Source organism: Janibacter sp. HTCC2649, from assembly GCF_000152705.1.
GTDB lineage: Bacteria > Actinomycetota > Actinomycetes > Actinomycetales > Dermatophilaceae > Knoellia.
Genome location: NZ_CH672413.1, coordinates 1,887,045 through 1,912,740, shown reverse-complemented (window position 1 = coordinate 1,912,740; position 25,696 = coordinate 1,887,045). Strand labels below are relative to the sequence as shown.

At 69.5% G+C, this 25,696-nt stretch carries 28 protein-coding genes; 22 read left to right on the top strand and 6 right to left on the bottom strand.

Going from position 1 to position 25,696, the window contains the following annotated elements; translation table 11 throughout:
- Positions 1–59 precede the first annotated feature (59 nt).
- From JNB_RS09150 to hemB, 5 genes are read left to right on the top strand one after another with little or no spacing between them, the layout of a single operon-like run.
- Complete coding sequence (locus tag JNB_RS09150) at positions 60–752, top strand: redox-sensing transcriptional repressor Rex (RefSeq protein WP_009776162.1); 693 nt, start codon at positions 60–62, stop codon at positions 750–752.
- Positions 749–2,074, top strand: coding sequence for a glutamyl-tRNA reductase (locus JNB_RS09145; RefSeq protein WP_009776161.1), 1,326 nt, complete (start codon positions 749–751; stop codon positions 2,072–2,074). The genes JNB_RS09150 and JNB_RS09145 overlap by 4 nt, the downstream gene beginning before the upstream one ends.
- Positions 2,071–3,060, top strand: coding sequence for a hydroxymethylbilane synthase (gene hemC, locus JNB_RS09140; protein WP_009776160.1), 990 nt, complete (start codon positions 2,071–2,073; stop codon positions 3,058–3,060). Before JNB_RS09145 ends, hemC begins: the two co-directional genes overlap by 4 nt.
- A 3-nt stretch (positions 3,061–3,063) precedes the next feature.
- On the top strand, positions 3,064–4,689 hold the full coding sequence (locus JNB_RS09135) for a bifunctional uroporphyrinogen-III C-methyltransferase/uroporphyrinogen-III synthase (RefSeq protein ID WP_009776159.1): 1,626 nt from the start codon (positions 3,064–3,066) through the stop codon (positions 4,687–4,689).
- Between the two features lie 20 nt (positions 4,690–4,709).
- Entirely contained in the window at positions 4,710–5,678 is a 969-nt protein-coding gene (hemB, locus tag JNB_RS09130) for a porphobilinogen synthase (protein WP_040883674.1), read from the top strand.
- Positions 5,679–5,753: 75 nt separating this feature from the next.
- Here hemB and JNB_RS09125 read toward each other — a convergent pair whose 3' ends face one another.
- Positions 5,754–6,293: a YceI family protein gene (locus tag JNB_RS09125; protein ID WP_009776157.1), complete on the bottom strand. Its 540-nt coding sequence runs from the start codon at positions 6,291–6,293 to the stop codon at positions 5,754–5,756.
- A 135-nt stretch (positions 6,294–6,428) separates the two neighbouring features.
- Here JNB_RS09125 and JNB_RS09120 point away from each other — a divergent pair, with 135 nt between their 5' ends.
- From JNB_RS09120 to JNB_RS09080, 9 genes are all read left to right on the top strand, one after another.
- Positions 6,429–6,929 (top strand): MarR family winged helix-turn-helix transcriptional regulator, encoded by a 501-nt coding sequence (locus JNB_RS09120; protein ID WP_009776156.1) that lies wholly within the window; start codon positions 6,429–6,431, stop codon positions 6,927–6,929.
- Positions 6,930–6,945: 16 nt separating this feature from the next.
- Positions 6,946–8,292 (top strand): glutamate-1-semialdehyde 2,1-aminomutase, encoded by a 1,347-nt coding sequence (gene hemL / locus JNB_RS09115; protein ID WP_009776155.1) that lies wholly within the window; start codon positions 6,946–6,948, stop codon positions 8,290–8,292.
- Positions 8,293–8,325: 33 nt separating this feature from the next.
- Complete coding sequence (locus tag JNB_RS09110; protein ID WP_009776154.1) at positions 8,326–8,985, top strand: histidine phosphatase family protein; 660 nt, start codon at positions 8,326–8,328, stop codon at positions 8,983–8,985.
- The gene (locus JNB_RS09105; protein ID WP_009776153.1) at positions 8,982–9,593 is read left to right on the top strand and encodes a TlpA disulfide reductase family protein; all 612 of its coding nucleotides are present in this window, start codon (positions 8,982–8,984) and stop codon (positions 9,591–9,593) included. The genes JNB_RS09110 and JNB_RS09105 overlap by 4 nt, the downstream gene beginning before the upstream one ends.
- Before the next feature lie 11 nt (positions 9,594–9,604).
- On the top strand, positions 9,605–10,354 hold the full coding sequence (locus JNB_RS09100) for a cytochrome c biogenesis CcdA family protein (RefSeq protein WP_009776152.1): 750 nt from the start codon (positions 9,605–9,607) through the stop codon (positions 10,352–10,354).
- A complete protein-coding gene (locus tag JNB_RS09095) occupies positions 10,354–11,940 on the top strand; it encodes a cytochrome c biogenesis protein ResB (protein ID WP_009776151.1) in 1,587 nt (528 codons plus the stop codon). Before JNB_RS09100 ends, JNB_RS09095 begins: the two co-directional genes overlap by 1 nt.
- The gene (gene ccsB, locus JNB_RS09090; RefSeq protein WP_009776150.1) at positions 11,937–12,938 is read left to right on the top strand and encodes a c-type cytochrome biogenesis protein CcsB; all 1,002 of its coding nucleotides are present in this window, start codon (positions 11,937–11,939) and stop codon (positions 12,936–12,938) included. The genes JNB_RS09095 and ccsB overlap by 4 nt, the downstream gene beginning before the upstream one ends.
- 1 nt (position 12,939) lies before the next feature.
- Positions 12,940–13,245 (top strand): DUF4229 domain-containing protein, encoded by a 306-nt coding sequence (locus JNB_RS09085; RefSeq protein ID WP_009776149.1) that lies wholly within the window; start codon positions 12,940–12,942, stop codon positions 13,243–13,245.
- Between the two features lie 169 nt (positions 13,246–13,414).
- The gene (locus JNB_RS09080) at positions 13,415–14,335 is read left to right on the top strand and encodes a hypothetical protein (protein WP_009776148.1); all 921 of its coding nucleotides are present in this window, start codon (positions 13,415–13,417) and stop codon (positions 14,333–14,335) included.
- Positions 14,336–14,377: 42 nt separating this feature from the next.
- On the opposite strand, the gene JNB_RS09075 is transcribed toward JNB_RS09080, so the two are convergent.
- Genes JNB_RS09075 through menE form a run of 3 tightly spaced genes read right to left on the bottom strand, consistent with a single transcriptional unit; the run spans position 14,378 to position 16,703 of the window.
- Complete coding sequence (locus JNB_RS09075) at positions 14,378–15,262, bottom strand: 1,4-dihydroxy-2-naphthoate polyprenyltransferase (protein ID WP_009776147.1); 885 nt, start codon at positions 15,260–15,262, stop codon at positions 14,378–14,380.
- Between the two features lie 9 nt (positions 15,263–15,271).
- Positions 15,272–15,520 carry a PLDc N-terminal domain-containing protein gene (locus JNB_RS09070; protein ID WP_009776146.1) on the bottom strand — a complete coding sequence of 83 codons (249 nt, stop codon included), beginning with the start codon at positions 15,518–15,520 and terminating at the stop codon, positions 15,272–15,274.
- Between the two features lie 4 nt (positions 15,521–15,524).
- Positions 15,525–16,703: an o-succinylbenzoate--CoA ligase gene (menE, locus tag JNB_RS09065; protein ID WP_009776145.1), complete on the bottom strand. Its 1,179-nt coding sequence runs from the start codon at positions 16,701–16,703 to the stop codon at positions 15,525–15,527.
- Positions 16,704–16,749: 46 nt separating this feature from the next.
- On the opposite strand from menE, the gene JNB_RS09060 reads away from it, so the two are divergent.
- Complete coding sequence (locus tag JNB_RS09060; RefSeq protein ID WP_009776144.1) at positions 16,750–17,205, top strand: hypothetical protein; 456 nt, start codon at positions 16,750–16,752, stop codon at positions 17,203–17,205.
- 14 nt (positions 17,206–17,219) lie between these two features.
- Positions 17,220–19,100 carry a hypothetical protein gene (locus JNB_RS09055; RefSeq protein ID WP_009776143.1) on the top strand — a complete coding sequence of 627 codons (1,881 nt, stop codon included), beginning with the start codon at positions 17,220–17,222 and terminating at the stop codon, positions 19,098–19,100.
- 6 nt (positions 19,101–19,106) lie between these two features.
- Here JNB_RS09055 and JNB_RS09050 read toward each other — a convergent pair whose 3' ends face one another.
- Both JNB_RS09050 and JNB_RS09045 read right to left on the bottom strand, forming a co-directional pair.
- Positions 19,107–20,057, bottom strand: a complete 951-nt coding sequence (locus JNB_RS09050; protein WP_009776142.1) for a 1,4-dihydroxy-2-naphthoyl-CoA synthase — start codon at positions 20,055–20,057, stop codon at positions 19,107–19,109.
- 26 nt (positions 20,058–20,083) lie between these two features.
- Entirely contained in the window at positions 20,084–20,320 is a 237-nt protein-coding gene (locus JNB_RS09045; RefSeq protein ID WP_009776141.1) for a hypothetical protein, read from the bottom strand.
- A 94-nt stretch (positions 20,321–20,414) separates the two neighbouring features.
- Here JNB_RS09045 and JNB_RS09040 point away from each other — a divergent pair, with 94 nt between their 5' ends.
- From JNB_RS09040 to JNB_RS09015, 6 genes are all read left to right on the top strand, one after another.
- The gene (locus JNB_RS09040; protein WP_009776140.1) at positions 20,415–21,419 is read left to right on the top strand and encodes an o-succinylbenzoate synthase; all 1,005 of its coding nucleotides are present in this window, start codon (positions 20,415–20,417) and stop codon (positions 21,417–21,419) included.
- Between the two features lie 12 nt (positions 21,420–21,431).
- Positions 21,432–21,668, top strand: a complete 237-nt coding sequence (locus JNB_RS21495; protein ID WP_009776139.1) for a hypothetical protein — start codon at positions 21,432–21,434, stop codon at positions 21,666–21,668.
- Positions 21,665–22,060, top strand: coding sequence for a type II toxin-antitoxin system VapC family toxin (locus JNB_RS09030; RefSeq protein ID WP_009776138.1), 396 nt, complete (start codon positions 21,665–21,667; stop codon positions 22,058–22,060). Before JNB_RS21495 ends, JNB_RS09030 begins: the two co-directional genes overlap by 4 nt.
- 10 nt (positions 22,061–22,070) lie before the next feature.
- Positions 22,071–22,796 carry a VOC family protein gene (locus tag JNB_RS09025; protein WP_202795223.1) on the top strand — a complete coding sequence of 242 codons (726 nt, stop codon included), beginning with the start codon at positions 22,071–22,073 and terminating at the stop codon, positions 22,794–22,796.
- 67 nt (positions 22,797–22,863) lie between these two features.
- Complete coding sequence (locus JNB_RS09020) at positions 22,864–24,084, top strand: helix-turn-helix domain-containing protein (RefSeq protein ID WP_009776136.1); 1,221 nt, start codon at positions 22,864–22,866, stop codon at positions 24,082–24,084.
- Between the two features lie 76 nt (positions 24,085–24,160).
- Positions 24,161–25,678 carry an aldehyde dehydrogenase family protein gene (locus tag JNB_RS09015; RefSeq protein WP_009776135.1) on the top strand — a complete coding sequence of 506 codons (1,518 nt, stop codon included), beginning with the start codon at positions 24,161–24,163 and terminating at the stop codon, positions 25,676–25,678.
- Positions 25,679–25,696 lie beyond the last annotated feature (18 nt).

Genomic DNA, 25,696 nt, shown 5'->3' with positions numbered 1-25,696 from the left:
CACAAGTGCGTACCCTGACAGGGCATCACCACACCTTCCAGACAGGAGTCGAAGGCCACGTGTCCGCCGACGTCGCAGCTCGCCGGGGTATCCCCGACGCGTCAGTGGCTCGACTCCCGGGATACCTGCAGGCCCTCACTTCTCTCGCTGAGCGCGGGATCAGCTCCGTGAGCTCCGAGGAGCTCGCCGCTGCGGCTGGTGTCAGCTCGGCCAAGTTGCGCAAGGACCTCTCCCACCTCGGCTCCTACGGAGTGCGGGGTGTCGGCTACGAGGTCGACCGCCTGGCCTACGAGATCTCGACGGCCCTGGGGCTCACCCAGGACTGGCCGGTGGCCATCGTCGGGATGGGCAACCTCGGCCGGGCGCTCGCGGCCTACAGCGGTTTTGCCACGCGCGGCTTCAACGTCGTCGCGGTCCTGGATCGCGACGACGCTCTCGTCGGCGCCAAGGTGGGTGACCGCCGGATCCGTCCGATGGCCGACCTGGGTGCGCTCGTGCGCGAGGACCGGCTGGCCATTGGCGTCATCGCCACGCCTGCCGACTCGGCGCAGGACGTTGCTGATCGTCTCGTCGGGGCCGGTGTCCGCTCGATCCTCAACTTCGCGCCGTGCGTGCTCGACGTGCCGCAGGACGTCATGGTCCGCAAGGTCGACATGTCGACCGAGCTGCAGATCCTCGCCTTCCACGAGCAGCGTCGCACCGGTGAGCTCGACCTCGCCGGCCAGTCGGACGTCACGGAGGTCGCACTGTGAGCCTCCTCGTCCTCGGCCTCTCGCACCACGGTGCCCCCATGGAGCTGCTTGAGTCGGCCGTCCTCGACCAGGCCGCCCGTGGGCGCCTCGAGGCCGCGATCGTCTCCTCCGAGCATGCGGTCGAGGCAGTCGTCGTCTCCACGTGCAACCGCACCGAGGTGTATGCCGAGGGCCTCACCTTCCACGGTGCCCTCGCCGACGTGTCCGAGGCCCTCGCTGCCGCGACGGGCATGGACCTGACAGACCTCCAGCCCCACCTCTACGTGCACTACGAGGACCGGGGCATCGCGCACGCGTTCTCCGTCGCCGCCGGACTCGACTCGATGGCCGTCGGTGAGGCGCAGATCCTCGGCCAGCTCCGTGACGCGCTGACTCGCGCGCAGCGTCGCGGTCACGTTGGCCCGGCGCTCAACACCCTTCTGCAGCAGGCACTTCGGGTCGGCAAGCGCGTGCACACCGAGACGGCGATCGACGACGTGAGTCGTTCGCTCGTGGGTGCCGGACTTGCTGCGGCCCGTGAGGTCGTGGGCCCGATCGACGGCTCCCGCGTGCTGGTCCTCGGCGCTGGTGGCATGGGCGCGCTCGCGGCGGCCACCGCGAGCCTGGCCGGTGCCGCCTCGGTGACCATCGCCAACCGCAGCACCTCCCGTGCGGAACGTCTGGCCGAGCGCGTCGGCGGTGCCGCCCTCGCGTGGGACGCGCGCTTCTCCGCCTTGGCCGATGCCGACATCATCATCTCGAGCACCGGCGCCACCGGTGTCGTCCTCACCGCGTCCGAGGTGGCCGATGCCGCTGCTGTTCGCGGGGGTCGCCCCCAGGTGTTCATCGACCTGGCCCTGCCGCACGACGTCGATCTCGCCGTTGCCGACCTCGACGGCGTCACGCGCATCGGCCTCGCCGAGCTCGGCGAGATGCTCAGCCACGCCGGCGACGTCCCGCAGGTGCGCGAGGCTCGCGACATCGTCACGGGCGAGGTCGCGGCATACCTGACGGAGCGTTCTGCCGAAGCCGTGGCGCCCACCGTTGCCGCGCTGCGCTCGCGTGCGCAGGAAGTCGTCGACCGCGAGATGGCCCGACTCGAGCGGCGCACCCCGGACCTGGGTGACGGCGACCGCGCCGAGGTGCAGCGCACCGTTCACCGCATCGTCGAGAAGCTCCTCCACGCGCCCACCGTGCGCGTCAAGGAGATGGCCCAGTCCGGTCAGGGTGGCAGCTATGCCAAGGCCCTGAGCGAGCTGTTCGACCTCGACCCGCGCGAGGTGTCGGTCGTCTCGACCCCGCCGATCCTGCCCGTCATCGACGAGGAGGAGGTCGGCCTATGACCCTTCGCCTCGGCACCCGCCGCTCTGCCCTTGCCACCACCCAGTCCGGTTGGGTGGCAGACCAGCTGCGCGCCCTCGGCCACGACGTCGAGCTCGTCGAGATCACCACCGACGGCGACCGCGACCGCACGACCCCCCTCGCGACGATGGGTGGCACCGGCGTCTTCGTGTCCGCTCTGCGCGACGCCCTGCGCGCCGGCACCGTCGACCTCGCCGTGCACTCGCTCAAGGACCTGCCGACGACACCCGAGGACGACCTCGCCGTCGCCGCGATCCCGCCGCGCGAGGACCCGCGCGACGCTCTCGTCGCCCGCGACGGACTCACCCTGGGTGAGCTTCCGTCGGGATCGACCGTCGGCACCGGCTCGCCGCGACGTCGCGCCCAGCTCGAGGCCCTGGGGCTCGGACTCGACATCCGTGAGCTGCGCGGCAACGTCGACACCCGCCTCGGACGCGTCACCAGCGGTGACCTCGACGCCGTCGTCCTTGCCCAGGCCGGGCTCGCACGGCTCGGTCGCACCTCGGTCGTCACCGAGGTCATCGACCCCATCCAGATGCTTCCCGCGCCGGGCCAGGGTGCCCTTGCCGTCGAGGTCCGCGCCGATGACGCCGCCACCCGCGACGCCGTCGCCGCCCTCGACGATGCCGACACCCGTGCCTGTGTCGACGCCGAGCGGGCCGTGCTGTCCGAGCTCGAGGTCGGCTGCTCCGCACCCGTCGGTGCGCTCGCCGAGATCGTCCTCGGCGACGACGGTGACGAGCTCTCGCTGCGCGCCGTCGTCGCGAGTCCCGATGGCACCGGCGACATCCGTCGCTCCGCCACGGGAAGCCCGACCGACGCCGATGGCATCGGCCGCCGACTCGCCCGCCTCCTCCTCGAGGACGGCGCCGCCGACCTCGCCCCCGTCCCAAGCCTGTCCAACGGCACGACCGGCACCACCGTCAACACCGCCAGTACCGTCCACACCGAACGCCCCGGAGCGTGACCAGTGAGCACCACCCGCTCGATCCGACCCACCACGACCAACCGCACCCCCGCGAGGGTTGCCTTCGTCGGCGCCGGCCCCGGGGACGCCGGACTGATGACGGTGCGCGCACTCGAGTACCTCGCTGAGGCCGACGCCGTCGTCATCGACCAGGTCGCCCGTGAGGACGTGGTCGCCCGCTACGCCGGCCCGGAGGTCGAGGTCATCGACGCCGGCCACGGAGAGCACGGTCAGCCGCTGACCCACGCGTCCCGCGCCAAGCTCGTCGTCAAGGCGGCCAAGGCCCACCCTCGTGGCCTCGTCGTGCGCCTCATGGATGGCGACCCGGCGACCTTCAACGGTCTCGCCGAGGAAGCAGCCGCCTGCGTCAAGGCCGGGGTGCCCTTCGAGGTCGTCCCGGGTGTCAGCTCGGTGAGCGCCGTGCCGACCTACGCCGGAATCCCGCTCACGACGAGCAGCTCGCGCGGCATCCACGTCATCAGTGCCGGTGAGAAGCTCAAGGACATCGCCGTCGCGATCGACCCCGCCGTCACTGTCGTCGTCCTCGGTCAGCCCGACACCCTCGTCGGCACCCTCGAGGCGCTGCGCGCAGCCGGTCGTGCCGACCACACCCCCGTCGCCATCACCGAGCGCGGCACCACCGTGCAGCAGGTGACCATCACGACGACGCTCGCCGAGGTCGCCACGGCCGCCAAGTCGATGCAGTTCCCTGCCCTGGCCGTCGTCGGCGACAACGTGTCACTGCGCGAGAACCTCTCGTGGTTCGAGACCAAGCCGCTCTTCGGCTGGAACGTCCTCGTGCCGCGCACCAAGGACCAGTCCGGGACGATGGTCCGCCGCCTCGAGCGCTACGGCGCCCAGGCCACGACCGTTCCGACGATCTCGGTCGAGCCCCCGCGCACCCCGCAGCAGATCGAGCGGGCCGTCAAGGGTCTCGTCACCGGTCGCTACGAGTGGGTCGGCTTCACCTCGGTCAACGCCGTGCGCGCCATCCGCGAGAAGTTCGAGGAGTTCGGCCTCGACGCCCGCTCCTTCGCCGGCCTCAAGGTCGCCGCCGTCGGTGGCGTCACCGCCGATGCCCTGCGCGAGTGGGGCATCAACCCCGACCTCGTGCCCGAGGGTGAGCAGTCCGCCAAGGGACTCCTCGACGAGTGGCCCCCCTTCGACGAGCTGCTCGACCCCATCAACCGGGTCTTCCTGCCGCGCGCCGACATCGCCACCGAGACGCTCGTCGCCGGGCTCCAGGACATGGGCTGGGAGGTCGACGACGTCACGGCATACCGGACCGTTCGCGCGGCTCCGCCGGCCGCGCACATCCGTGACGCCATCAAGAGCGGCAGCTTCGACGCCGTCGTCTTCACCTCGAGCTCGACCGTGCGCAACCTCGTCGGCATCGCGGGCAAGCCGCACCCGTCGACGGTCATCGCGTGCATCGGTCCGGCGACGGCGAAGACGGCCGAGGAGTGTGGCCTTCGGGTCGACGTCCTCGCGCCGGAACCGTCCGCCGACGAGCTCGTCGACGCACTGGCCGACCACGGGCGCTCCCTCGCGCTCACGGCAGAGGAGTCCGGTACGCAGGCAGTGCGCCCGAGCCAGAAGCGGCCCACCGCACGTCGTCGCGCCAAGTGACTGAACCGGATCGGCGACACGTGAGCAACCCGCTGCGTCCTCGTCGGCTCCGTCAGTCGCCAGCGGTGCGGCGTCTCGTCGCGCAGACGCGGCTGCACCCGGCCGAGCTGGTGCTGCCCGTCTTCGTCCGTGAGGGCATCGACGAGCCGCAGCCCATCGAGGCCATGCCGGGCGTCGTCCAGCACACGCTCGACTCGCTCGTCGCCGAGGCGCATCGCTGCGTCGAGGCCGGGCTCGGCGGGATCATGCTCTTCGGCGTGCCCTCGTCCAAGGACGCGGTGGGCTCCGGCGCGGACTCCGACGACGGCATCCTCAACGTCGCCCTGCGCGCCGTTGTCGACGCCGTCGGTGACTCGCTCGTCGTCATGGCCGACCTCTGCCTCGACGAGTTCACCGACCACGGCCACTGCGGCGTGCTCGACGAGCAGGGGCGAGTGGACAACGACGCGACCCTCGAGCGCTACGCCTCGATGGCGCTGGCCCAGGCCCGCACCGGGGCCCACGTCCTCGGACTGAGCGGGATGATGGACGGTCAAGTGGCCCACGTGCGCGAGGCGCTCGACGATGCCGGCTTCACCGACACGATCATTTTGGCGTATGCCGCGAAGTACACCTCCGCCTTGTACGGCCCGTTCCGCGAAGCAGTGCAGTCGTCCCTGGAAGGTGACCGGGCGGCATACCAGCAGGATCCGGCGAACGCGACCGAAGCGGCACGCGAGATCGAGCTCGACCTCGCCGAAGGCGCCGACATCATCATGGTCAAGCCCGCCCAGACCCACCTCGACATCATCGCCATGGCTGCGGAGATGTCACCGGTGCCGGTGGCGGCCTATCAGATCTCGGGGGAGTACGCCCAGATCAAGGCGGCTGCCGAGCGCGGCTGGATCGACGGCGACCGGGCTGTCCTCGAGTCGCTGTTGCACATCCGACGCGCCGGCGCGCAGATCATCCTGACCTACAGCGCCCTCGACGTCGCGAACCAGCTCTAGGACACAGAACAGCGCCCGCGCGCTGACCTGGAGGGGATGGTCAGCGGCGCGGGCGCCGGTTCGGGGAGTGCTGCGTCAGGCCTGCTTGGCGAGCTGCACGTCGATGTTGATGGTGATCTTGTCGGAGACGAGCACGCCGCCACCCTCGACCGCGGCGTTCCAGGTGAGGCCCCAGTCCTTGCGGTTGACGGTGGTCGTGGCCTCGAAGCCGGCCTTGGTGTTGCCCCACGGGTCCTGGCCCACGCCACCGAAGTCGACCTCGAAGCTGACGGGCTTGGTGACGTCCTTGATGGTCAGGTCGCCGGTGAGGGTCGCGCCGTCGAAAGACGTCGAGACGAAGTGCATGGTGGGGTACGTCTCGGCGTCGAAGAAGTCGCCGCTCTTGAGGTGGGTGTCGCGGTCGGCGCTGCCGGTCTCGACGGAGGCGATCTGCGCGGTGACGTCGACGGTGGACTTCGTGACGTCCTCGGCGATCTCGACGGTTCCGGAGACCTCGCGGAAGGTCCCGCGGACCTTGCTGACCATGAGGTGGCGGGCAACGAAGCCGACCTCGGTGTGCGAGGCGTCGACGGCCCAGGTGCCGGCGGGGATCTGCAACTCAGTGGTGGCGCTCATGCGAAGACTCCTTGGGGAAGGGGGTGGGGTGCCTGTCGAAGGATCCAACAGCACCCATGAAAGAGATATTTCAACAAACTACAACCTTTTTCGGGTGAACGGCAGGTCAGGAGTTCGCCAAGCGTTCGCTAACCTGTGAGCGTGGCCGCCCCGGAGACCCCCGCGACCCGCTGGCTGACTCAACAGGAACAACAGGCCTGGCGGGCCTATCTGCGAGCCCATCGTGAGCTCCAGGTGGCGCTGGATCGTGACCTCACCGACTTCGGCCTGAGCCTTCCTGAGTACGAACTGCTGTCGATGCTCTCCGAGCAGGACGGTGACCGGGCCCGCATGTCGGTCCTCGCCGATCTCGTGGTGCAGAGCCGCAGCCGTGTCACGCACACGGCCAAGCGCCTCGAGCAGCGTGGTTGGGTGCGCCGTGAGCCCACGCCCGAGGACGGCCGAGGGGTCGCCCTGGCACTCACGCCGGCCGGTCGCCGCATGGTCGAGGGCGTGGCCCCCGTGCACGTCGAGTCCGTGCGCGCCAACTTCATCGACCTGCTGACCCGCGAGCAGCTCTCCGCGCTCCATGACTCCTTTGCCGAGGTGCGTGCCCACCTCGTCCCCGGTGCCCGGGCGGACGACGAGATCCACTGAGGCGGACAATGGACGCATGACGTCCAGCCCCACCCCTGCCTCCGCCACGCCCACCGACTCCGACGCGCCCGCCTCCGCGGCCCTGCTCGAGCGCGCCACCCGGGTCATCCCCGGTGGCGTGAACTCGCCGGTGCGCGCCTTCCGGGCCGTGGGTGGCACCCCGCGCTTCATCGCCTCGGCGCAGGGACCGTGGCTCACCGACGTGGACGGCAAGCGCTACGTCGACCTGCTCTGCTCATGGGGTCCGATGATCCTCGGGCACGCCCACCCCGACGTCCTCGAGGCCGTGCGCACGGCCTCCGCCAAGGGTTTCTCGTTCGGCACCCCCAGTGAGAACGAGGTGCTCCTCGCCGAGGAGATCGTCGCCCGCATCGAGCCGCTCGAGCAGGTCCGCCTCGTCTCGTCGGGCACCGAGGCCACGATGAGCGCCATCCGCCTGGCCCGAGGCGTCACCGGTCGCTCCGTCATCGTGAAGTTCGCCGGCTGCTACCACGGCCACGTCGACGCGCTCCTGGCCGCGGCCGGCTCCGGCCTCGCGACCCTCGCACTGCCCGACTCCGCCGGCGTCCCGGCCGAGATGACCGCCGACACGATCGTCCTGCCCTACAACGACGTTGCCGCGCTCGAAGCCGTCTTCGCCGCCCGCGGCAACGAGATCGCCGCCGTCATCACCGAGGCCGCGGCCGGCAACATGGGCGTCGTCCCTCCCGCCCCCGGCTTCACCGAAGCCCTGCGTCGCGTCACCACCGAGCACGGCGCCCTCCTCGTCTCGGACGAGGTCATGACCGGCTTCCGCTGCAGCAGGGCCGGTTGGTATGGCCTCGAGGGCCCGTATGCCGCCGGAGCGCCCGACATCTTCACCTTCGGCAAGGTCATGGGCGGCGGTTTCCCAGCGGCCGCCTTCGGTGCCAGCACCGAGATCATGGCCCACCTCGCGCCCCTCGGGCCCGTCTACCAGGCCGGCACGCTGAGCGGGAACCCCGTCGCCACCGCGGCCGGACTCGCCACCCTCAAGGGCTGCACCGACGACCTCTACCCGCGCCTCGAGACCACGGCCCGCACCATCGCCGACGCGGCCAGCGCGGCCCTCTCCGCCGAGGGTGTTGCCCACACGGTCCAGTGGGCCGGCTCGATGTTCTCCGTCTTCTTCCGAGACGCAGGCGTCACGAACTATGACGAGGCACGAGACCAGGACACGGCGGCATACGGGCGCTTCTTCCACTCCATGCTGGAGTCGGGAGTGCACCTGCCGCCGAGCGCTTTCGAGGCGTGGTTCGTCAGCGGTTCGCACGACGACGAGGCGATCGGACAGGTCGTCGAGGCCCTTCCCGCGGCCGCCAGGGCCGCAGCACACGGCGGCTGACGAACGCTCAGGTTCGTTTGCGACAATCGGTGCATGACCTCGTCCGCCCCGACCGCTGACCGCACGGTCGTGCACCTCGTGCGGCACGGCGAGGTCCACAACCCCGACCGGATCCTCTACGGCCGGCTGGCCGACTTCCACCTCTCGGACCTCGGTCGCGAGATGGCCGACCTCGTCGCGAGCCACCTCGCGGACCACGACATCACCCACGTCATCTCGAGCCCGCTCGAGCGCGCGCGCGAGACCGCTGCCCCCATCGCGGCCGCCCACGACCTCGAGATCCAACTCGATGAGCGTGCCCTCGAGGCCGAGAACGCCTTCGAGGGCCGCGCTGTCGCCGGGGGCAAGGGCATCTTCCGTGACCCCAAGCTGTGGAAGCTCATGGTCAACCCGATGCGCCCGTCGTGGGGGGAGCCCTACGTCGACCTCGCGGCTCGGATGCAGGCGGCCGTCGACTCGGCGCGCGACCTGGCTCGGGGCCACGAGGCCGTCATCGTGTCGCACCAGGCGCCGATCTGGATGCTGCGACTGGCGCTCGAAGGTCGCCGCTTCGTCCACGACCCGCGCAAGCGCGAATGCACCCTCGCGTCCCTCACGTCCCTGACCTACCGCGGCGACGAGCTCGAGTCGCTCGCCTACAGCGAACCCGCCGCGGCCCTCCTTCCCCTCGCCCACTCGGGAGCCGGTGCATGAACCGCAGAGTCACTTCGAGATTTTCGTATGCCGTCTCGCTCACCTGCGTTGTCGCTCTTCTTGCGCTCGGAGCCTGCACCTCTGACCCGAACTCGATCGCCGAGCAGGCCAAGCAGGGCGACCAGAAGGGCTACATCGCCGGGGACGGTGCGATCGAGCAGATCCCCGTCGACAAGCGCCTCAAGCCCATCACCCTCGAGGGCAAGACGCTCGACGGCAAGGACTGGTCGAGCACGTCCGTGCGCGGCAAGGACATCGTCGTCATCAACATGTGGGCCTCATGGTGTGGACCGTGCATCAAGGAGATCCCGGAGCTCGAGAAGGTCTGGACCGGGCTGCAGGCGGCCGACAAGCCGGTGCAGTTCATGGGGATCAACTTCCGTGAGGGGCCCGAGCGCGGTGCCGCCCTGGCGGCCAGCCAGAAGATGACCTACCCCAGCCTCACCGACAAGCCGGGCACGCTCCTCCTCGCCTTCGGTCGCCAGGCCCCGACGAACACGCCGTCCACGCTCATCCTCGATCGCGAGGGTCGGGTCGCTGCCCGGGCCAACGGTCCCGTCACCGCGACGACGCTCCAGGGCCTCATCGACGACGCTCTCACGTCCTGATTTCGCCCCTGATGACCGACACGATCGCTTCTGGAGCCCTGCCGCTCGCCGTCCTCGTGGCGGCGCTCGCCGGGCTCGTGTCGTTCGCGTCGCCGTGCGTGCTGCCGCTCGTTCCTGGCTTCCTGGGCTATGTCACCGGGCTGAGTGACACGGCTCTGGAGCAGCGGTCGCGGGGTCGGATGGTGGTCGGGGCTGCGCTGTTCGTCCTCGGTTTCGCTCTGATCTTCGTCCTCGGTTCGATCTTCATCGCCACACTGGGCGCCTCGCTCACCCTCCACCGGGAACTGCTGACGCGCATCGGTGGAGTGATCGTCATCCTCATGGGGCTCGTCTTCCTGGGCGTCGGCGCGGGCGCGGGTTCGCAGCGCCAGTTCGGGCCCCGATGGCGCCCGCGCGCCGGTCTCCTCGGTGCCCCGGTGCTCGGCGCCGTCTTCGGTCTCGGCTGGGCGCCCTGCACCGGTCCGACCCTCGCCGCAGTGCTGACCCTGTCGGCCTCGACCACGAACCCGAGCACGGGTCGAGCGGTCGTCCTGGCAACGGCATACGCGCTGGGTCTGGGTGTTCCGTTCATCCTGGCGGCGGCCGGGATCGAAAGGTTCGGGGCAGTGTCGGGTTGGGTGCGGCGGCACCACCGCGTCGTGCAGTACGTCGGTGGCGGGCTGCTCATCGTCGTCGGCCTGCTCTTGCTCACCGGTGTCTGGGAAGACCTCACGCGCTGGATCCAGTCCGAGCTCGTCTCCGGCTTCGAGGTGGTGATCTGATGAGTCTGTCGACCCAACCCAACGACCCGCGTCGTGACGACATCACCCAGCCCACGCTCGGCACCCTGGGGCTGCTCCGGTTCGGCTGGCGCCAGCTGACGTCGATGCGCACCGCGCTGTTCCTGCTGCTGCTGCTCGCCGTCGCCGCGCTGCCCGGGTCGATCTTCCCGCAGCGCTCGATCGACGCCGTCCGGACCGCTGACTGGATCGCGCGCCACGAGACCGCCGGCCCGATCCTCGACAAGATCGGCCTGTTCGAGGTCTATGCCGCGCCGTGGTTCGCCGCGATCTACCTGCTGCTGCTCGTGTCGCTCGTCGGCTGCGTCCTCCCGCGCTCCAAGATCCACTGGAAGGCCATGCGGTCCCAGCCGCCCAAGGCGCCAAAACGGTTGGAGCGACTGGCTTCTCACGAGTCAGTGACGTTCGACGGGACGCCCGACGAGGTCCTTGAGGACGTCCGCGCGGCTCTCAGGGGCGGGCGCTTCCGCATCCACTCGCACGACGCCACGACGGTCTCCGCCGAGAAGGGCTACCTCAAGGAGACCGGCAACCTCTTCTTCCACCTCGCGCTCATCGGCGTCATCCTCGGCATGGCCTGGGGGCACCTCATGGGGTGGAAGGGCGACGTCATCCTTCCCGTGGGCGAGACCTTCGCCAACACGGCGGCGCGCTTCGACACCCTCAACCCGGGTCCGCTCGTCGACACTGCGGCCTTCGCGCCGTTCACGATGAAGCTCACGAAGTTCGACGCGGTCTTCGAGACCGACGTCAAGGGCAAGGGCCAGTTCGGCTCCCCGCGGGACTTCACGGCCCATGTCGACTTCACCAAGGAGCCCGGGGCCAAGGTCGAGAAGAGGGTCATCCGGGTCAACGGGCCCCTCGAGACCGGCAGTGGCACGGCGTTCCTCCTCGGCAACGGCTACGCGCCACACATCACCGTCAAGGACGCCCAGGGCAAGGTCACCTACTCCGAGGCGACGCCGTTCCTCGCGCAGGACAACAACTACAACTCGGTCGGGGCGGTCAAGGTCGCCGGTGCCGGGCCCGCCGGCAAGCAGCTCGGGTTCGCCGGGCTCTTCCTGCCGACGGCCGTCCTCGACGACCAGGGACCGCGCTCGGTGTTCCCGGACGCACTCGAACCGGCACTGGCGTTGTCGGCCTTCGAGGGAACGCTGTTCCCGGGTGGGCGACCGCAGTCGGTCTACTCGCTCGACACGGCCGAGATGACCCAGCTCAAGAACAAGGCCGGCACCGATCTGCTGCGCATCTGGCTCACGCCGGGTCAGACCTACACGCTGCCCGGTGGGCAGGGGTCGATCACCTTCGACGGTGTCGAGCGCTTTGCCGGCATCTCGATCCGCAACGACCCCGGCAAGGAGCTCACCCTGGGGTCCGCCCTCGTGGCCCTGCTGGGACTCATCCTGTCGCTGACGATCCGTCGGCGCCGGCTCTTCGTGCGGGTCTCGCCCGCCGACGAGGAGGGCCGTACCGTAGTGAGTATCGGCGGCCTGGCCAAGGACGACGACGAGGGCATGGGCGAGCAGCTCGAAGGTGTCCTCACGCGACTGAAGGAACGACGCACGTGACCCACGAGACCATGGCGAACTACGCCAACCTCAGCCTGTACTCCGCGATGGCGGTCCTCACCCTTTCCATGCTCGGGTATGCCGCGTACCTCGCTGGGTGGCTTCCCACCCGTGACGCTGCTGCCACGTCCGTGGGGGCGGAGGTGGCCGCCGAGGACCGCGAGCTCGTCTCTGCCGGTGTCGGCTCCATGTCTGGTGGCGTCGCGCCCGAGGCCGGGGTGTCGACGAGCACCACGTCGGAGGTGCCGCTGCGGGCCCGCAAGGCCGGTGGCATCGCCCAGACCCTGGCGTTGCTCGGCACGGTGCTGCTCTTCGCCTCGGCCGCCCTGCGCGGGTGGTCGGTGGAGCGCTGGCCCCTGGGCAACATGTTCGAGTTCGGTGTCGCCGCCTCGCTGTTCACGATGATGGTCTTCGTCATCGCCGGAACGCGCCGGGACCTGCGCTGGCTCGGCGTCTTCGTCGTCGCCCCGGTGCTCATCCTCCTCGGGCTCGCCAACACCGTCTGGTACACCGAAGCAGCCGAGCTCATGCCGTCGCTCAAGAGCGTCTGGCTGATCATCCACGTCACCGTCGCGACCATCTCGGTCGGCCTCTTCGCGGTGGGGGCGACCGTCGCCCTGCTCTACCTGGCCAAGGACCGCTTCGGCGAGACCACTGGTGGCTTCCGCGTCCTGCGCGCGCTGCCCGACTCCCGCGCCCTCGAGCGCTTCGCCTACTCGCTGCACATCATCGCGTTCCCGCTGTGGACCTTCACCCTCATCGCCGGCGCCATCTGGGCCCGCCAGGCCTGGGGTTCGTACTGGAACTGGGACCCCAAGGAGGTCTGGACGTTCATCATCTGGGTCGTCTATGCGGCATACCTGCACGCCCGGGTGACTCGCGGTTGGCGCCGTCAGTCGGCGTCGTGGGTCGCGGTGGCCGGGTTCGCCTGCATCATCATCAACTACGCCGTCGTCAACGTGTACTTCGTCGGCCAGCACTCCTACTCGGGCCTCTGACATGGCCATGGTGCGCTACCTCATCCTGAGGACGATGATCTTCATCGGCTGCCTGTCGGCGGCCTGGCTGCTCGGCCTGCGTGACGGCGAGGAGCAGTTGCTGGCCGTGGTGATCGCTGCCGTCGCATCGATGGCCATCTCGGCGGTCGTGCTCAAGCCGTTCCGTCAGAAGGCCTCGGCCGCCATCGCCGAGCGCGTCGACCAGCGCATCGTGCGCAAGCGCGAGTCCAGTGGCGACGAGCTCGCCGAGGACACCGAGATCGAGACCCCCCACCGCAACACGAGCTCCGACTCCGACTTCCGCTGACGCCCCTTGGGGCTGCCGCCAGGTATGTCCAGTCAGACGCGGGCTAGAGCGCTCGTTTGGCTGGACAGAGCAGTTTCTCATCGTCCACAGGGCTTCTGACTGGGACTGGTGGTCCACAGATTCGCGTGCGCGTCTGGCGACAAGTGAGCGCTCGAGCGAGGCTCACGCCATGCCTCGAAGATCTGCTGCCGACCGCCAGCGCCTCGCCGCGGATCTCGCCAACGAACACGATGGTGTCGCGCACCGGGCAGGCCTGCGGCGTCTGGGTATCACGAGGCACGAGGTACGGGTCGAGCTCGAGGCCGGGAGGTGGATGAGCCTTGGCCGCAACACGGTCCGAGTGCTCTCGGTCGAGGTGAATCCGCGTGCGGAGCTCTGGACAGCGGTGTGGGAGAGCGGCTGGGGTGCAGTCCTCGATGGCGTGGCCGCTCTCGTCGCGCAGGGGATGACGGGCTTCGACCTCTCGACCATCGATGTGGCGCTGCCCAAGGGTGCCGGAATCCACAGGCGTGAGGGTGTGACTCCGCACGAGCGGCGGGAGATCGGACCGGTCATGGGCTCGGGACTGCCACGCACCCGCCCGGAGGTGGCACTGATCCGTGCGGCGCAGTGGGCGCGCACGGACAGGCAAGCGGCGCTCTTGATCTGCCTGCCAGTGCAGCAACGACTCGTGCGACCGGCAGACGTCCTGGCGGCGTGGGCGGGAGTTCAGCGATCCCCGCGGAGGGAGTTCCTTCAGGCGGTGATCGGCGATGTGTGCGACGGCGCCCACTCGCTGGGGGAGTTGGACTTCGGGCGGTGGTGCCGTGCCTACGGGCTGCCGACTCCGCAAAGGCAGTCCGTGCGGACGTCCTCGTCGGGGCGGGTCTACCTGGATGTCGAGTGGGAAGGGCTGGTCATCGAGATCGACGGTGGACACCATCTCGCCGGGCTCAACCCCATTGATGATGCCTTGCGCTCCAACGAGGTGGTCCTCGACGGATCCCCAGTGCTCCGCCTGCCCGTACTGGGACTCAGGCTCCAGCCTGACGCCTTCATGGCGCAGGTCAAGCGAGCGGTTGAGCTCTATGTCCTGTCGGACGCGGCCTAGGGCACGCGTTCCGCGGGACATAGTCGGCGAAAAGGGGAAGCGTCAGTTGAGGGCGCGGGAGGTGAGGATGCCGACGAAGACGGCCACGGCATACACGAGCTCGTACTTGCCGGTGGAGCCCAGCACGGGCACGAGGCTACGACCCTGCGCACCACCCATGACGACCTTGACGGCGCCCGCGATGGCCGCGACAGCGAGCAGGCCGAGCAGCGCCCAGATGTCCCAGACCGCCATGGCGCCGACAGCGATCACGCTGACGAGGATGAGGCCGAGCCAGAGGCGACGGGTGCCACGGTCACCGAGCCGCACCGCGAGGGTGTTCTTGCCCGACTCGGTGTCGCTGGGGATGTCGCGCAGGTTGTTGACGACGAGGATCGCGGACGCGATGGCGCCGACGCCGACCGCCGCAGCGAGGCCGAACCACGAGAGGGTGCCGACCTGCGCATACATGGTGCCGAGCGTGGCGACGAGCCCGAAGAAGACGAAGACGAACACCTCGCCGAGGCCGCGGTAGCCGTAGGGCTTGTCGCCGCCGGTGTACTTCCACGCGGCGATGATCGACGCGCCGCCGAGAGGCAGGAGCCACCACGCCTCGGCGATGGCGACGAGCGCGAGCCCGGTGATCGCCGCGAACCCGAACGTCAGGAACGCCGCGGCCTTGACGCTCTCGGGGCGGGCGAGCTTCTGCCCGACGAGGCGCACCGGCCCGACGCGCGCGTCATCGGTGCCCCGGATGCCGTCGGAGTAGTCGTTGGCGTAGTTCACGCCGACCTGGAGAGCCAGCGAGACGACGGCCGCGAGGATCGCGATCGCGTAGCTCGGCTCCGAGTGCTGGGCAGCGGCGGCCGTGCCGATGACGACGGGAGCAATGGCAGCAAAGAGGGTGCGAGGGCGCGCACCGGCGACCCACTGTTGAAACGTGGCCATGCGAGTTGCCTAGAGTCCTTTGAGGAAGTCGGGGTCGTCGTCCGGCCCGCGAGGCATCTGTCGACGCGGCGGCGGAGTCACCTTGGGGCGACCAGCCACGAGCCACGCGATCGAGCCGGCGAACGGGAACAGCAGGATGACGAAAACCCAGATGAGCTTGGGGAGGCCACGCACCTGGTGGTCATCGCTCTGGATGCAGTCGACGACGCAGTAGATCGACAACGCGAGAGCGATGAGCAGAGGCAGGAAGCGGAGCACGCCCCTATTCTCCCACGCTCTCGAACAGTGCTCGGATGGCCGCACGATCGGGCTTGCCGGGGCCTCGAACGGGGACCGCGGGGACCTCTCGAACCGCTCGTGGCAGAGCGTGATCCGGGAGTATGCCGCGCAGCTGCTCGCGCAGTGCGCTCACCGTTGTGGGGTGGCCGGGTGGGCAGTTCGCGTCCCGGGTGATGGCGACGGCGACGGCCTCGCCCCACTCGGGGTCGGGGATCCCGACAGCGACGGCCTCGGCGACGCCGTCGAGCCGGGCCACGGCTTCTTCGACGAGACGCGGCGAGACCTTGAGGCCGCCGGTGTTCACGAGGTCGTCGATGCGGCCGTCGACGTGGAGCCGCCCGTCGTCGCCGAGGTGTCCGATGTCGTCGGTGCGAAAGACGTGCCCTCGGCCGGGAAGGGCCGGGAAGGCAGCGGCAGTGCGGGCGGGGTCGCCGAGGTAGCCGTGGGCGAGGGTGTCGCCGGCGAGGTGGATGCGGCCGTCCTGGTCGAGCAGGACCTCGGTGCCATCGAGGGGTAGGCCGTCATAGACGCAGCCTCCGGCGGTCTCGCTCATGCCATAGGTCGTGACCGCGGTGACGCCTGCATCTGCTGCCCGTGCGAGAAGGTCAGGGTGGGTCGCGGCGCCTCCGATGAGGACCGCAGCGAACCTCGCGAGCCGCTCCGTGGCGGCTTCGTCGGCGAGGAGGCGAGTGAGCTGGGTGGGGACGAGGGAGACGTAGGTGGGGGCGTCCGTCGTGGGCAGCGCGTCGACACTGCTGGTCCAGGTTGTCGGGGTGAAGCCTCCGCTGAGGTCCATGGCGTGGGGGGTGGTGCCTGCGACGAGTGATCGGAGGAGGACCTGGAGGCCAGCGATGTGGTGGCCCGGCATGGTCAGCAACCACTGACCCGGGCCACTGAGCCGGGCGTGAGTGGACTCGATGCTGGCGCGCAGTGCTCGCGTCCCGAGCATGGCCAGCTTCGGAGTGCCGGTCGACCCTGACGTCCCCACGACGACGGCGAGGTCGCGCGGGAGGCCGGCCACATCGTGAGGTGGGAGGACTGGCGGAGGTGAGCCCGCGGCATACGGGGCAATGGGGTGACCGCCCTCGAGAGCACGCGCGAGACGCGGCAGGACGTCGAGCACGCCGGCGCCCGCGGGCACGGCGAGCGGCTCGATCCTCATGTGGCTCACTCTAGGCAGCGCACGCCATCGTGAGGATGATGGGCGGATGGACCCTGAGTTCGCGGCATACCTCGAACGTGTCCGGGCGCACCGAGCCGAGCTGGGTGAGTCACTGGCCGCGCTCGATGCTGCGCTGGCCCTGCCTCTGGGATTGGGGGTGCTGTGGCGGCGGCGGGTCCGGGCGGCCCTGACCGAGCTCGCGCACGACCTGCGCGACCACCGCGCCATCACGGAGGAGCCCGGCGGTCTGTATGCCGATGCCGTGGCTCGAGCGCCTCGCCTCGCCTCCGTCTCCAAGGTCCAGATGGACGAGCACCTCGACTTCGTCGAGATCGTCCAGCGACTGTTGGGGGAACGCGACGAAGGGCTCGAGAGCGCGGAAGCCGTTGCGGCGCACCGGGAAACGGCCACCGAGCTGGTCGGACGCATCATCCGTCACCGCCAGCGCGGTGCCGACCTCATCTATGAGGCCTACGAGGTCGACATCGGCGGGTCCGGCTGACCTAGATTGGTGTCGTGCTCGACGGGATCGACGACCTCGACTGGACGGCCATGCAACACGCCTACGGGCCGGCAGGGGACGTGCCCGCGATGTTGCGCGGCCTTGTCGCGGCCGACGCGGAGCTGCGGTCCGAGTCGGAGGAGGGGCTCTGGGGTGCGGTCCACCACCAGGGCGACGTGTACGACTCGACGCTCGCGACCATCCCGTTCCTCCTGGAGATCGCCCAGCGCCCGGGCCCCTCGCAGGCGACAGCGTTCGACCTGCTCGGGAGCTATGGCGGCATCGACACAGCTTCGCTGGTGGAGCTCGGCGAGGCTCGGCCCTGGCTGGCACCCGGTGGGACGTACGAAGACGCCCGGAGACTGATCGCCGACGCTCGTCAGGTCTTCCTCGATCAGCTCGCCTCCAGCGACGCGCGAGTGCGCGACTCGGCAATCGTGGCGAGCCTCGCAGGGCCACCCGACGGGCGAGTGGCCGAGGCGCTTCTCGCCCTCTTCGAGCGGGAGCGAGACCCTCGAACCCGGACGACGGCTCACGCAGCACTGGGCTGGTTGAGCCGACAGGGACTGAGCGAGCTCGACGACTGGGTGCGGGGGCAGCGGGAGAGCCCTGACCCCGGCGTGCGCATCGCTGCGCTCATCGAAGCAGCCCGAGCCGGTGAGCCCATCGCGACGCCGACCCTGGTGGCCACGGTCGAGGCCGCCTACGACCAGCACGGGCCGGCGCTCCCCACTTCGACTCGACGCAGGCTGTCCCGCCGGGCGCCACAGCGTGAGCGTCGCGCCGAAGCGGAGGAGCGAGTCATCGCCCGAGTCTGCGAGGCAGTCCCTGATCCTGCACCGCTGCTCATGGCCCTGCTGACCTCGTCGGACTGGGAGATCGCTCTCGACGCCATCAGCCCTGCCAGCGAGCACATCCGGAAGGTCCGCGGCGACCATGCGTCCCTGGTGCGCCTCATCGCCGCCAGGATGGACGAGGCGCCAAAAGAGGTGGGTCGCGCGTTGATGGTGGCCGGACCGCTCGCGGCGCCAGCCCGACCTGAACTGGTCAAGGCCCCCGTGGACGAGAGCGTGCTTGCTGCCCTCGTCAACGTGCAGGACCCCCACGCCGTGCCGCACCTCAGGACGGAGCTGCGGCGTGCGCACCCCAGCAGCAGTGTCGGCTTCCAGGTTGCGCGCCTGGGCCCTGTCTCCTCGGCGCTCGCCGACGACGTGGTTCGGGCCCTGAGGGCGGGTGGCGAGGCTACCTACGGGCTGCTGCAGGCCGTCGCGCAGCTGGGCCTTGCCGAGGCGGTGCCTGAGGTTCTGCGCGTGCTGCCGGACCCCTTCGCGATTCGTGCGCTCAGGCTTCTCGGCCCACCAGCGCGGCGAGTCGTGCCGCAGCTCCAGGATCTCCTGGGGGCTGAACCGAAGGTTGCTGTCGCGGCCGCCCACGCCCTGTGGTCGGTGGACGCAAACCGGAGCGGCCTCTCTGTGGTCCTGCACGAGCTCGACGCGCCCACAAACGGCTTCACCTACCGCGCGGCGGCGGATGCTGCCGGTGAGATGCGCGTCGAAGAGGCGATCCCGGCACTTCTGGTCGGGATGGAGGGTGATGACCGCCACGGCTGGCCGCAGCTGCACTCGGCACGCGCACTGTGGCGCATCGACCCAGAGCCTGCGCTCGCGCCCCGACTGGCCAGCGCCCTGCGAACGTGCTGGGTGAACAACGAGTCCATCCGCCTTGATGTCGCGCAGCTCCTCGTCGAGATGGGCCCGTCCGGGCATGCCCTCGCGGACCTGGTGCAGGAGGAGCTGGAGAATCCCCTGCGACTGACGTCGCGTGGCGGGGGTTGGTCGACGAGTGACGTTGAGCGCGACGAAGAGCTCCTGGCCACGCTCCGACGCCTGGCCTGAGGTCCGTCAGAAGTACCAGGGGAAGGGGGACCAGTCGGGGTCGCGCTTCTCGAGGAACTGGTCGCGCCCCTCGACGGCCTCGTCGGTCATGTAGGCCAGGCGCGTCGCCTCGCCCGCGAAGACCTGCTGGCCCATGAGCCCGTCGTCGACGAGGTTGAACGAGAACTTGAGCATGCGCTGCGCCTGCGGCGACTTCGACATGATCTCGCGAGCGACCTGGAGCGCATCGGCCTCGAGCTCGGCGTGGGCCGACACGATGTTGACCGCACCCATGCGGTGCATGTCGTCGGCCGTGTAGGTGCGGCCGAGGAAGAAGATCTCGCGGGCGAACTTCTGCCCGACCATCTTGGCGAGGTAGGCCGACCCGTAGCCGCCGTCGAAGGAGCCCACATCGGCGTCCGTCTGCTTGAAGCGGGCGTGCTCCCGTGACGCCATCGTCAGGTCGCAGACGACGTGGAGTGAGTGACCGCCGCCGGCCGCCCAACCGTTGACGAGGGAGATGACCACCTTGGGCATCGTGCGGATGAGGCGTTGCACCTCCAGGATGTGGAGGCGCCCGCCTTCGGCCTTGACCCGGCGCTCGTCGACGCCAGCAGCGGTGACATCGTCCGTGCCCTCCGCGGCGTACTGGTAGCCCGAGCGCCCGCGGATGCGCTGGTCGCCGCCGGAGCAGAACGCCCACTTGCCCTCGCTGCCGGTGCCGCTGGGTCCCGGGCCGTTGCCGGTGAGGAGGACGACACCGACGTCCGAGCTGCGACGGGCGTGGTCGAGGGCGCGATAGAGCTCGTCGACGGTGTGCGGCCGGAAGGCGTTGAGCACCTCGGGCCGGTCGAACGCGATGCGCACCGCACCCAGGCCCTTGGCCCGGTGATAGGTGATGTCGGTGAAGTCGAAGCCCTCGACCTCATCCCACGCCGTCGGGTCGAACGTCTCACTCACGCCATCGATCGCAGTCACGCGTCGGAGCCTAGCGTCGGGCCTGCTCAGCGCTGCCAGGTGTAGTTGTGGGAGTCCTCGGCCTGAGCCAGTTCGTCGGACACCACCACGAAGTGGGTCACCTCGCCCGACGCCTCGACGACGACGGCGCCGCCCGGGTCGACCGTCTCGAGGTGGGCGCGCAGGGCCTGCTCCGCGAAGTCGTTCCACGTCAGGCCGGCACCCTTGGCGTAGCCGCGGGCCTGCTTGAGGAGTGCCGAGTCGATGCTGATCGTGGTTTGCATGCCTCCATGGCACCCCATGTGGCCACCGATGGCAATGGCGGGAGCGCCCGAAATCGCGGGTGGTCTCTCCTTCGGGCACGACTAGGTTTGGCCCATGGCCCCACCGCTGACCGAGCCCTCGCTCGACGACGTCCTCGCCACGTTGCGTGTCGTGTCGATCCCCATGCGGGTGAAGTTCCGCGGAGTGACCGAGCGGGAGGTAGCGCTCATCGAAGGACCCGCGGGGTGGGGCGAGTTCGGCCCCTTCCTCGAGTACACGCCGCCCGAGGCCAGTCGGTGGTTGGCGGCTGCGGTCGAGGCTGCATGGCACGGCTGGCCGGTGGCGGTCCGGAACTCCGTACCCGTCAACGCCACCGTGCCAGCCGTCACCCCCGACGCCGTTCCCGGTGTGCTGCAACGCTTCCCGGGCACCACGACTGCCAAGGTCAAGGTCGCCGAACGCGGACAGACAACAGACGATGACGTATGCCGCGTCGCTGCGGTTCGCGATGCCATGGGACCTTCCGCTCGGGTCAGGATCGACGCCAACGGGGCCTGGGACGTCGCCACTGCGACGGACGTGCTCGGTCGGCTCGCGGCATACGACATCGAATACGCCGAGCAGCCGTGCGCGAGCGTCGAGGAGCTGCGAGATCTGCGAATTGCCTTGGCGCGCAGGGGAATCGGCATCCCGGTCGCGGCCGATGAGTCGATTCGCAAGGCAGAGGACCCGATGCGCGTACGCGATCTCGAGGCAGCCGACCTCATCGTCATCAAGGCGGCGCCCCTCGGGGGAGTGCGCCGCGCCCTCGAGGTCGTCGCCGAGTGCGGACTGCCGGCGGTGGTGTCGTCCGCCCTCGACACGAGCGTGGGCATGGCCGCCGGCGTGGCCCTTGCCGCCGCGTTGCCGCGGCTCGACCACGCCTGCGGCCTGGGCACCGTGGCGCTGCTCGACGGCGACGTCACGACCGACTCGTTGACTCCGGTGGGTGGCGCCCTGCAGGTGCGGCGGGTCACCGCAGACCCCGACCTCCTGGACCGATGTGCTGCGACACCTGAACGCGTCCAGTGGTGGCGTGAGCGGGTCAGGTCCTGCTGGCCCATCATGACGTCGTCATGATAGTTTCATGACATGGCGACCCTGCAGGTGAAGAACGTTCCGGACGACCTCTACGCCGCGGTCAAGGCACGCGCTGTCCGCGAACACCTGACCGTGAGCGACCTCGTCCTGCGCAACCTCCGCCGCGAGGTCGCCCTTCCTTCACGCAATGAGTGGATCGCCGAGGTCACGGAACGAGCCGAGACTGTGCGTGGCCGACGCATCGACGTGCAGTCGGTGGTGGACGAGGTGCGGGCCGAGTTCGAGTGATCGTCCTGGATGCGAGTGCTCTTGTTGACTTCCTGTTGCTCAGTCCGGGGTGGGAACAGATCCGAGGCCACATCGCCGGTGACGTCCAACTCGCCGCACCTGACCTCCTGAGCCTCGAGGTGTCGTCGACGCTGTGGCGGCTGGAGTGTGCGGGCACGATCACCAGCGAGGAGTCGGCATCGTGTCTGACGCAGGCGGGGAGGCTGGCAATTGAGCGCGTTCCCATGCTGGACCTCACTGCGGATGCGTGGGCCATGCGGCATTCTCTGCGTATCTCTGATGCCTACTACGTGGCCCTCGCACGCCAACTCCGTTGGCCGCTGCTGACCACCGACCAGAAGCTCGCGCGGGGTGCCACGGGCATCTCTGTCATCACCGTCAGTTCAGATTGAAGGAGCGTTCGTGTTGACCGTTCGGTGGATGTGGGCGTTTCTCGACACTGTTGAGGGCCATGCCGAGGCCTCGGAAGCGTTCTGGCGCAGCGTGACTCGCACGGAGGTCTCTCCTCGACGCGGTGAGCAAGGTGAGTTCGCCACCCTGCTCCCGGAGCGCGGCGACGCCTGGGTCAAGGTCCAGCGTGCCCTCGAGGCCGGAGGCGTGCACCTCGATCTCGACGTCGACCAGCCGCTCCCCGAGGCGGCCGCCGAGGCCATCCGGCTCGGCGCCACCGAGGTCGCACGTCACGACGACGTCATCGTCCTGCAGTCACCCGGCGGGTTCACCTTCTGCCTCACTTCGTGGGCCACCACCGGCTCGCCGACGACCCAGATCCGGGACGGCGAACCCGACCTCCTCGACCAGGTCTGCCTCGACGTTCCGAGCGATTTGTATGCCGCGGAGCTGGACTTCTGGGAGCGCCTCACCGGCTGGCCGAGGCGCGCCGGAGCGCTCCCGGAGTTCACATCGCTGACGCGACCGGACGGCATACCCGTCCGGTTGTTGTTCCAGCAGCTCGGCGAGCCGACCGGCCCGGTGGAGGGGCACCTCGACTTTGCCTGCCATGACCGCGAGGCGAGTCGGGCCGCCCATGTCAGCGCCGGCGCGAGCGTCGTCTCCGAGCACGAGTTCTGGACGGTCCTGCGCGACCCCGTCGGGCGCATCTACTGCCTCACTCACCGCCTGCCCTGACCGTTCGCCTCCCCGTGCACAGCGCGCGCGGTTAGCGTGGCGGGCAACCGGTGTGGATGGAGGGTCGATGACGACCAGGGACCTCAAGGGGCGACGCAGTGCCCTCGAGCGTGCCCGCGAGGAGTGGGCCGCACGTCGCGCCACCGGCACCGACGACGTGCCCGACACCATCGTCGACAGCTGGAACCGCAGCGCCCACCGCGTGGCCGACAGCGTCACCGAGGCCCCGATGGATGACCCCGAGCAGACGCAGGCGGCGTTCGAGGAGTCGCCACTCCACGTGGCCGTGGGCCAGCTCGAGACCGAGCTGCGCCGAGTCGCGGAGGACGGCGACCTCGTCGTCGCCGTGACCGACCGGGACACCCGGCTGCTCTGGACCTATGGCGGGCGAGTCATGCGCCGCAAGGCCGAACGCGTCAACTTCGTCGTCGGTGGGCGCTGGGACGAGGACAGTGTCGGCACGAACGCGCTGTCGCTCGCCCAGCAGACGGGCAGGACGCAGACGGTCTTCTCGGCGGAGCACTACGCGCCGATCGTCCACAACTGGGTGTGCTGGGCGGCCCCCGTGCGCGACCTCGCCACCGGCGAACAGCTCGGTGTCCTCGACCTGTCGACGACGTGGGACCGCACCCACCCCATCGGCGCCGCCACGGCCACGGCCCTCGCGTCCCTGCTCGAGCGTGAGATCCCGCGAGCAGGGCTGGGCGGCAGCGAGATTCGGACGGGAGCTGGCCTCACGTTGCGGGTCCTCGGTGCGGCCGAGGCCCACGTCGACGGTGTCCGGCTCCTGCTCACCCGACGGCAGAGCGAGATCCTCGCGGTCCTCGCCCTCCACCCCGAGGGGCTCAGCCTCGATGCCCTGCACGCCGCGGTCTACGGCGACGCCCGCGTCTCGCCGTCCACCCTCAAGGCCGAGGTGTCGCACCTGCGCCAAGCCCTGGGCGGTCGGCTGGCCTCTCGTCCCTATCGGCTCGACCTCCCCGTCGCCTGCGATGCCGTCGAGGTGATGCGCGCGGTCCGGAGCGGAGACGTGGAAGGTGCGGTCACGGCATACGGAGGAGATCTCATGCCGGGAACGGACTCACCCGAGCTGACCCAGACCGGCGACTACCTCGCAGTGGCGGTGCGTGAGTCGCTGCTCGCGGACCCGCGCCCCGAGGTCGTAGTGCGATATGCCCGGTCGGTGCCCTATGACACCGAGGTCGTCGAACGGGCTCTGGCAGCGCTGGGGGACCGCCCGCACACCGCGCGGGCCGAGCTCCTCGCCCTGCTCGCGGCCAACCTCTGACCAACCTTCGCCGACCTACGGTCCGGACAAGCGGTGGCGCACTGGCGCGTCACCTCAAGGACAAGGAGGTCCGGTCATGGTGTTTGCACCCCCCAATGCGGACGGCTCGAAGGTGGTTCTGCCCTCGCAGCTCGACAACTTCATCGGCGGCAAGTGGGTCCCTGCCCAGGATGGCGAGACGTTCGAGGACATCTCGCCAGTCGACGGCAAGGCGTTCGTGGTGGTGGCTCGCAGCAAGGCAGCCGACATCGACGCCGCCGTCCAGGCCGCCACGGACGCCAAGGACGCCTGGGGTCGCACGTCGACGACGGAGCGGAGCAACATCCTGCTCAAGATCGCCGACCGGCTCGAGCAGCACCTCGAGGAGCTCGCCGTGCTCGAGGCCTGGGAGAACGGCAAGCCGGTCCGCGAGACCCTCGCCGCCGACCTTCCGCTCGCGATCGACCACTTCCGCTACTTCGCTGGATGCATCCGCGCCCAGGAGGGCGGGATCTCCGAGATCGACCACGACACGATGGCCTACCACTTCCACGAGCCCCTCGGCGTCGTCGGTCAGATCATCCCGTGGAACTTCCCCATCCTCATGGCGACGTGGAAGCTCGCTCCCGCGCTCGCGGCCGGCAACTGCGTCATCCTCAAGCCGGCCGAGCAGACGCCCGCGTCGATCCTGCGAGTCGTCGAGATCATCGCCGACCTGCTCCCCGACGGTGTCCTCAACGTGGTCAACGGCTTCGGCGTCGAGGCCGGCAAGCCCCTCGCGTCCCACCCGGGCATCAACAAGATCGCGTTCACCGGCGAGACGACGACCGGGCGGCTGATCATGCAGTACGCCTCGCAGAACATCATCCCGGTGACCCTCGAGCTCGGCGGCAAGAGCCCCAACGTCTTCTTCGCGGACGTCATGGCGGCCGACGACGCGTTCCTCGACAAGGCGCTCGAGGGCTTCACGATGTTCGCGCTCAACCAGGGCGAGGTCTGCACCTGCCCCTCGCGTGCCCTCGTGCAGGAGTCGATCTATGACGAGTTCATGGAGAAGGCCATCGCCCGGGTCAACGCCATCACCGTGGGCAACCCGCTCGACCCCAACGTCATGGTCGGCGCCCAGGCGAGCAACGACCAGTACGAGAAGATCCTCAGCTACCTCGACATCGGCAAGCAGGAGGGCGCCAAGGTCCTCACCGGTGGCAACAAGCGCACCGTCGACGGGCTCGAGGGCGGCTACTACATCGAGCCGACCGTGTTCGAGGGCGACAACTCGATGCGCGTCTTCCAGGAGGAGATCTTCGGGCCCGTCCTGTCGGTCACGAAGTTCACCGACCGCGACGACGCCCTGCGGATCGCCAACGACACCCTCTACGGGCTGGGAGCCGGCGTCTGGTCGCGAGACACGAACACGGCATACCGGATGGGTCGTGGGATCGAAGCGGGACGCGTCTGGGTCAACTGCTACCACCAGTACCCCGCGCACGCCGCGTTCGGTGGCTACAAGCAGTCCGGCATCGGCCGCGAGAACCACAAGATGATGCTCGACCACTACCAGCAGACCAAGAACCTCCTGGTCAGCTACAGCCCGGACAAGCTCGGGTTCTTCTGAGATGACCGAGGCACCGGC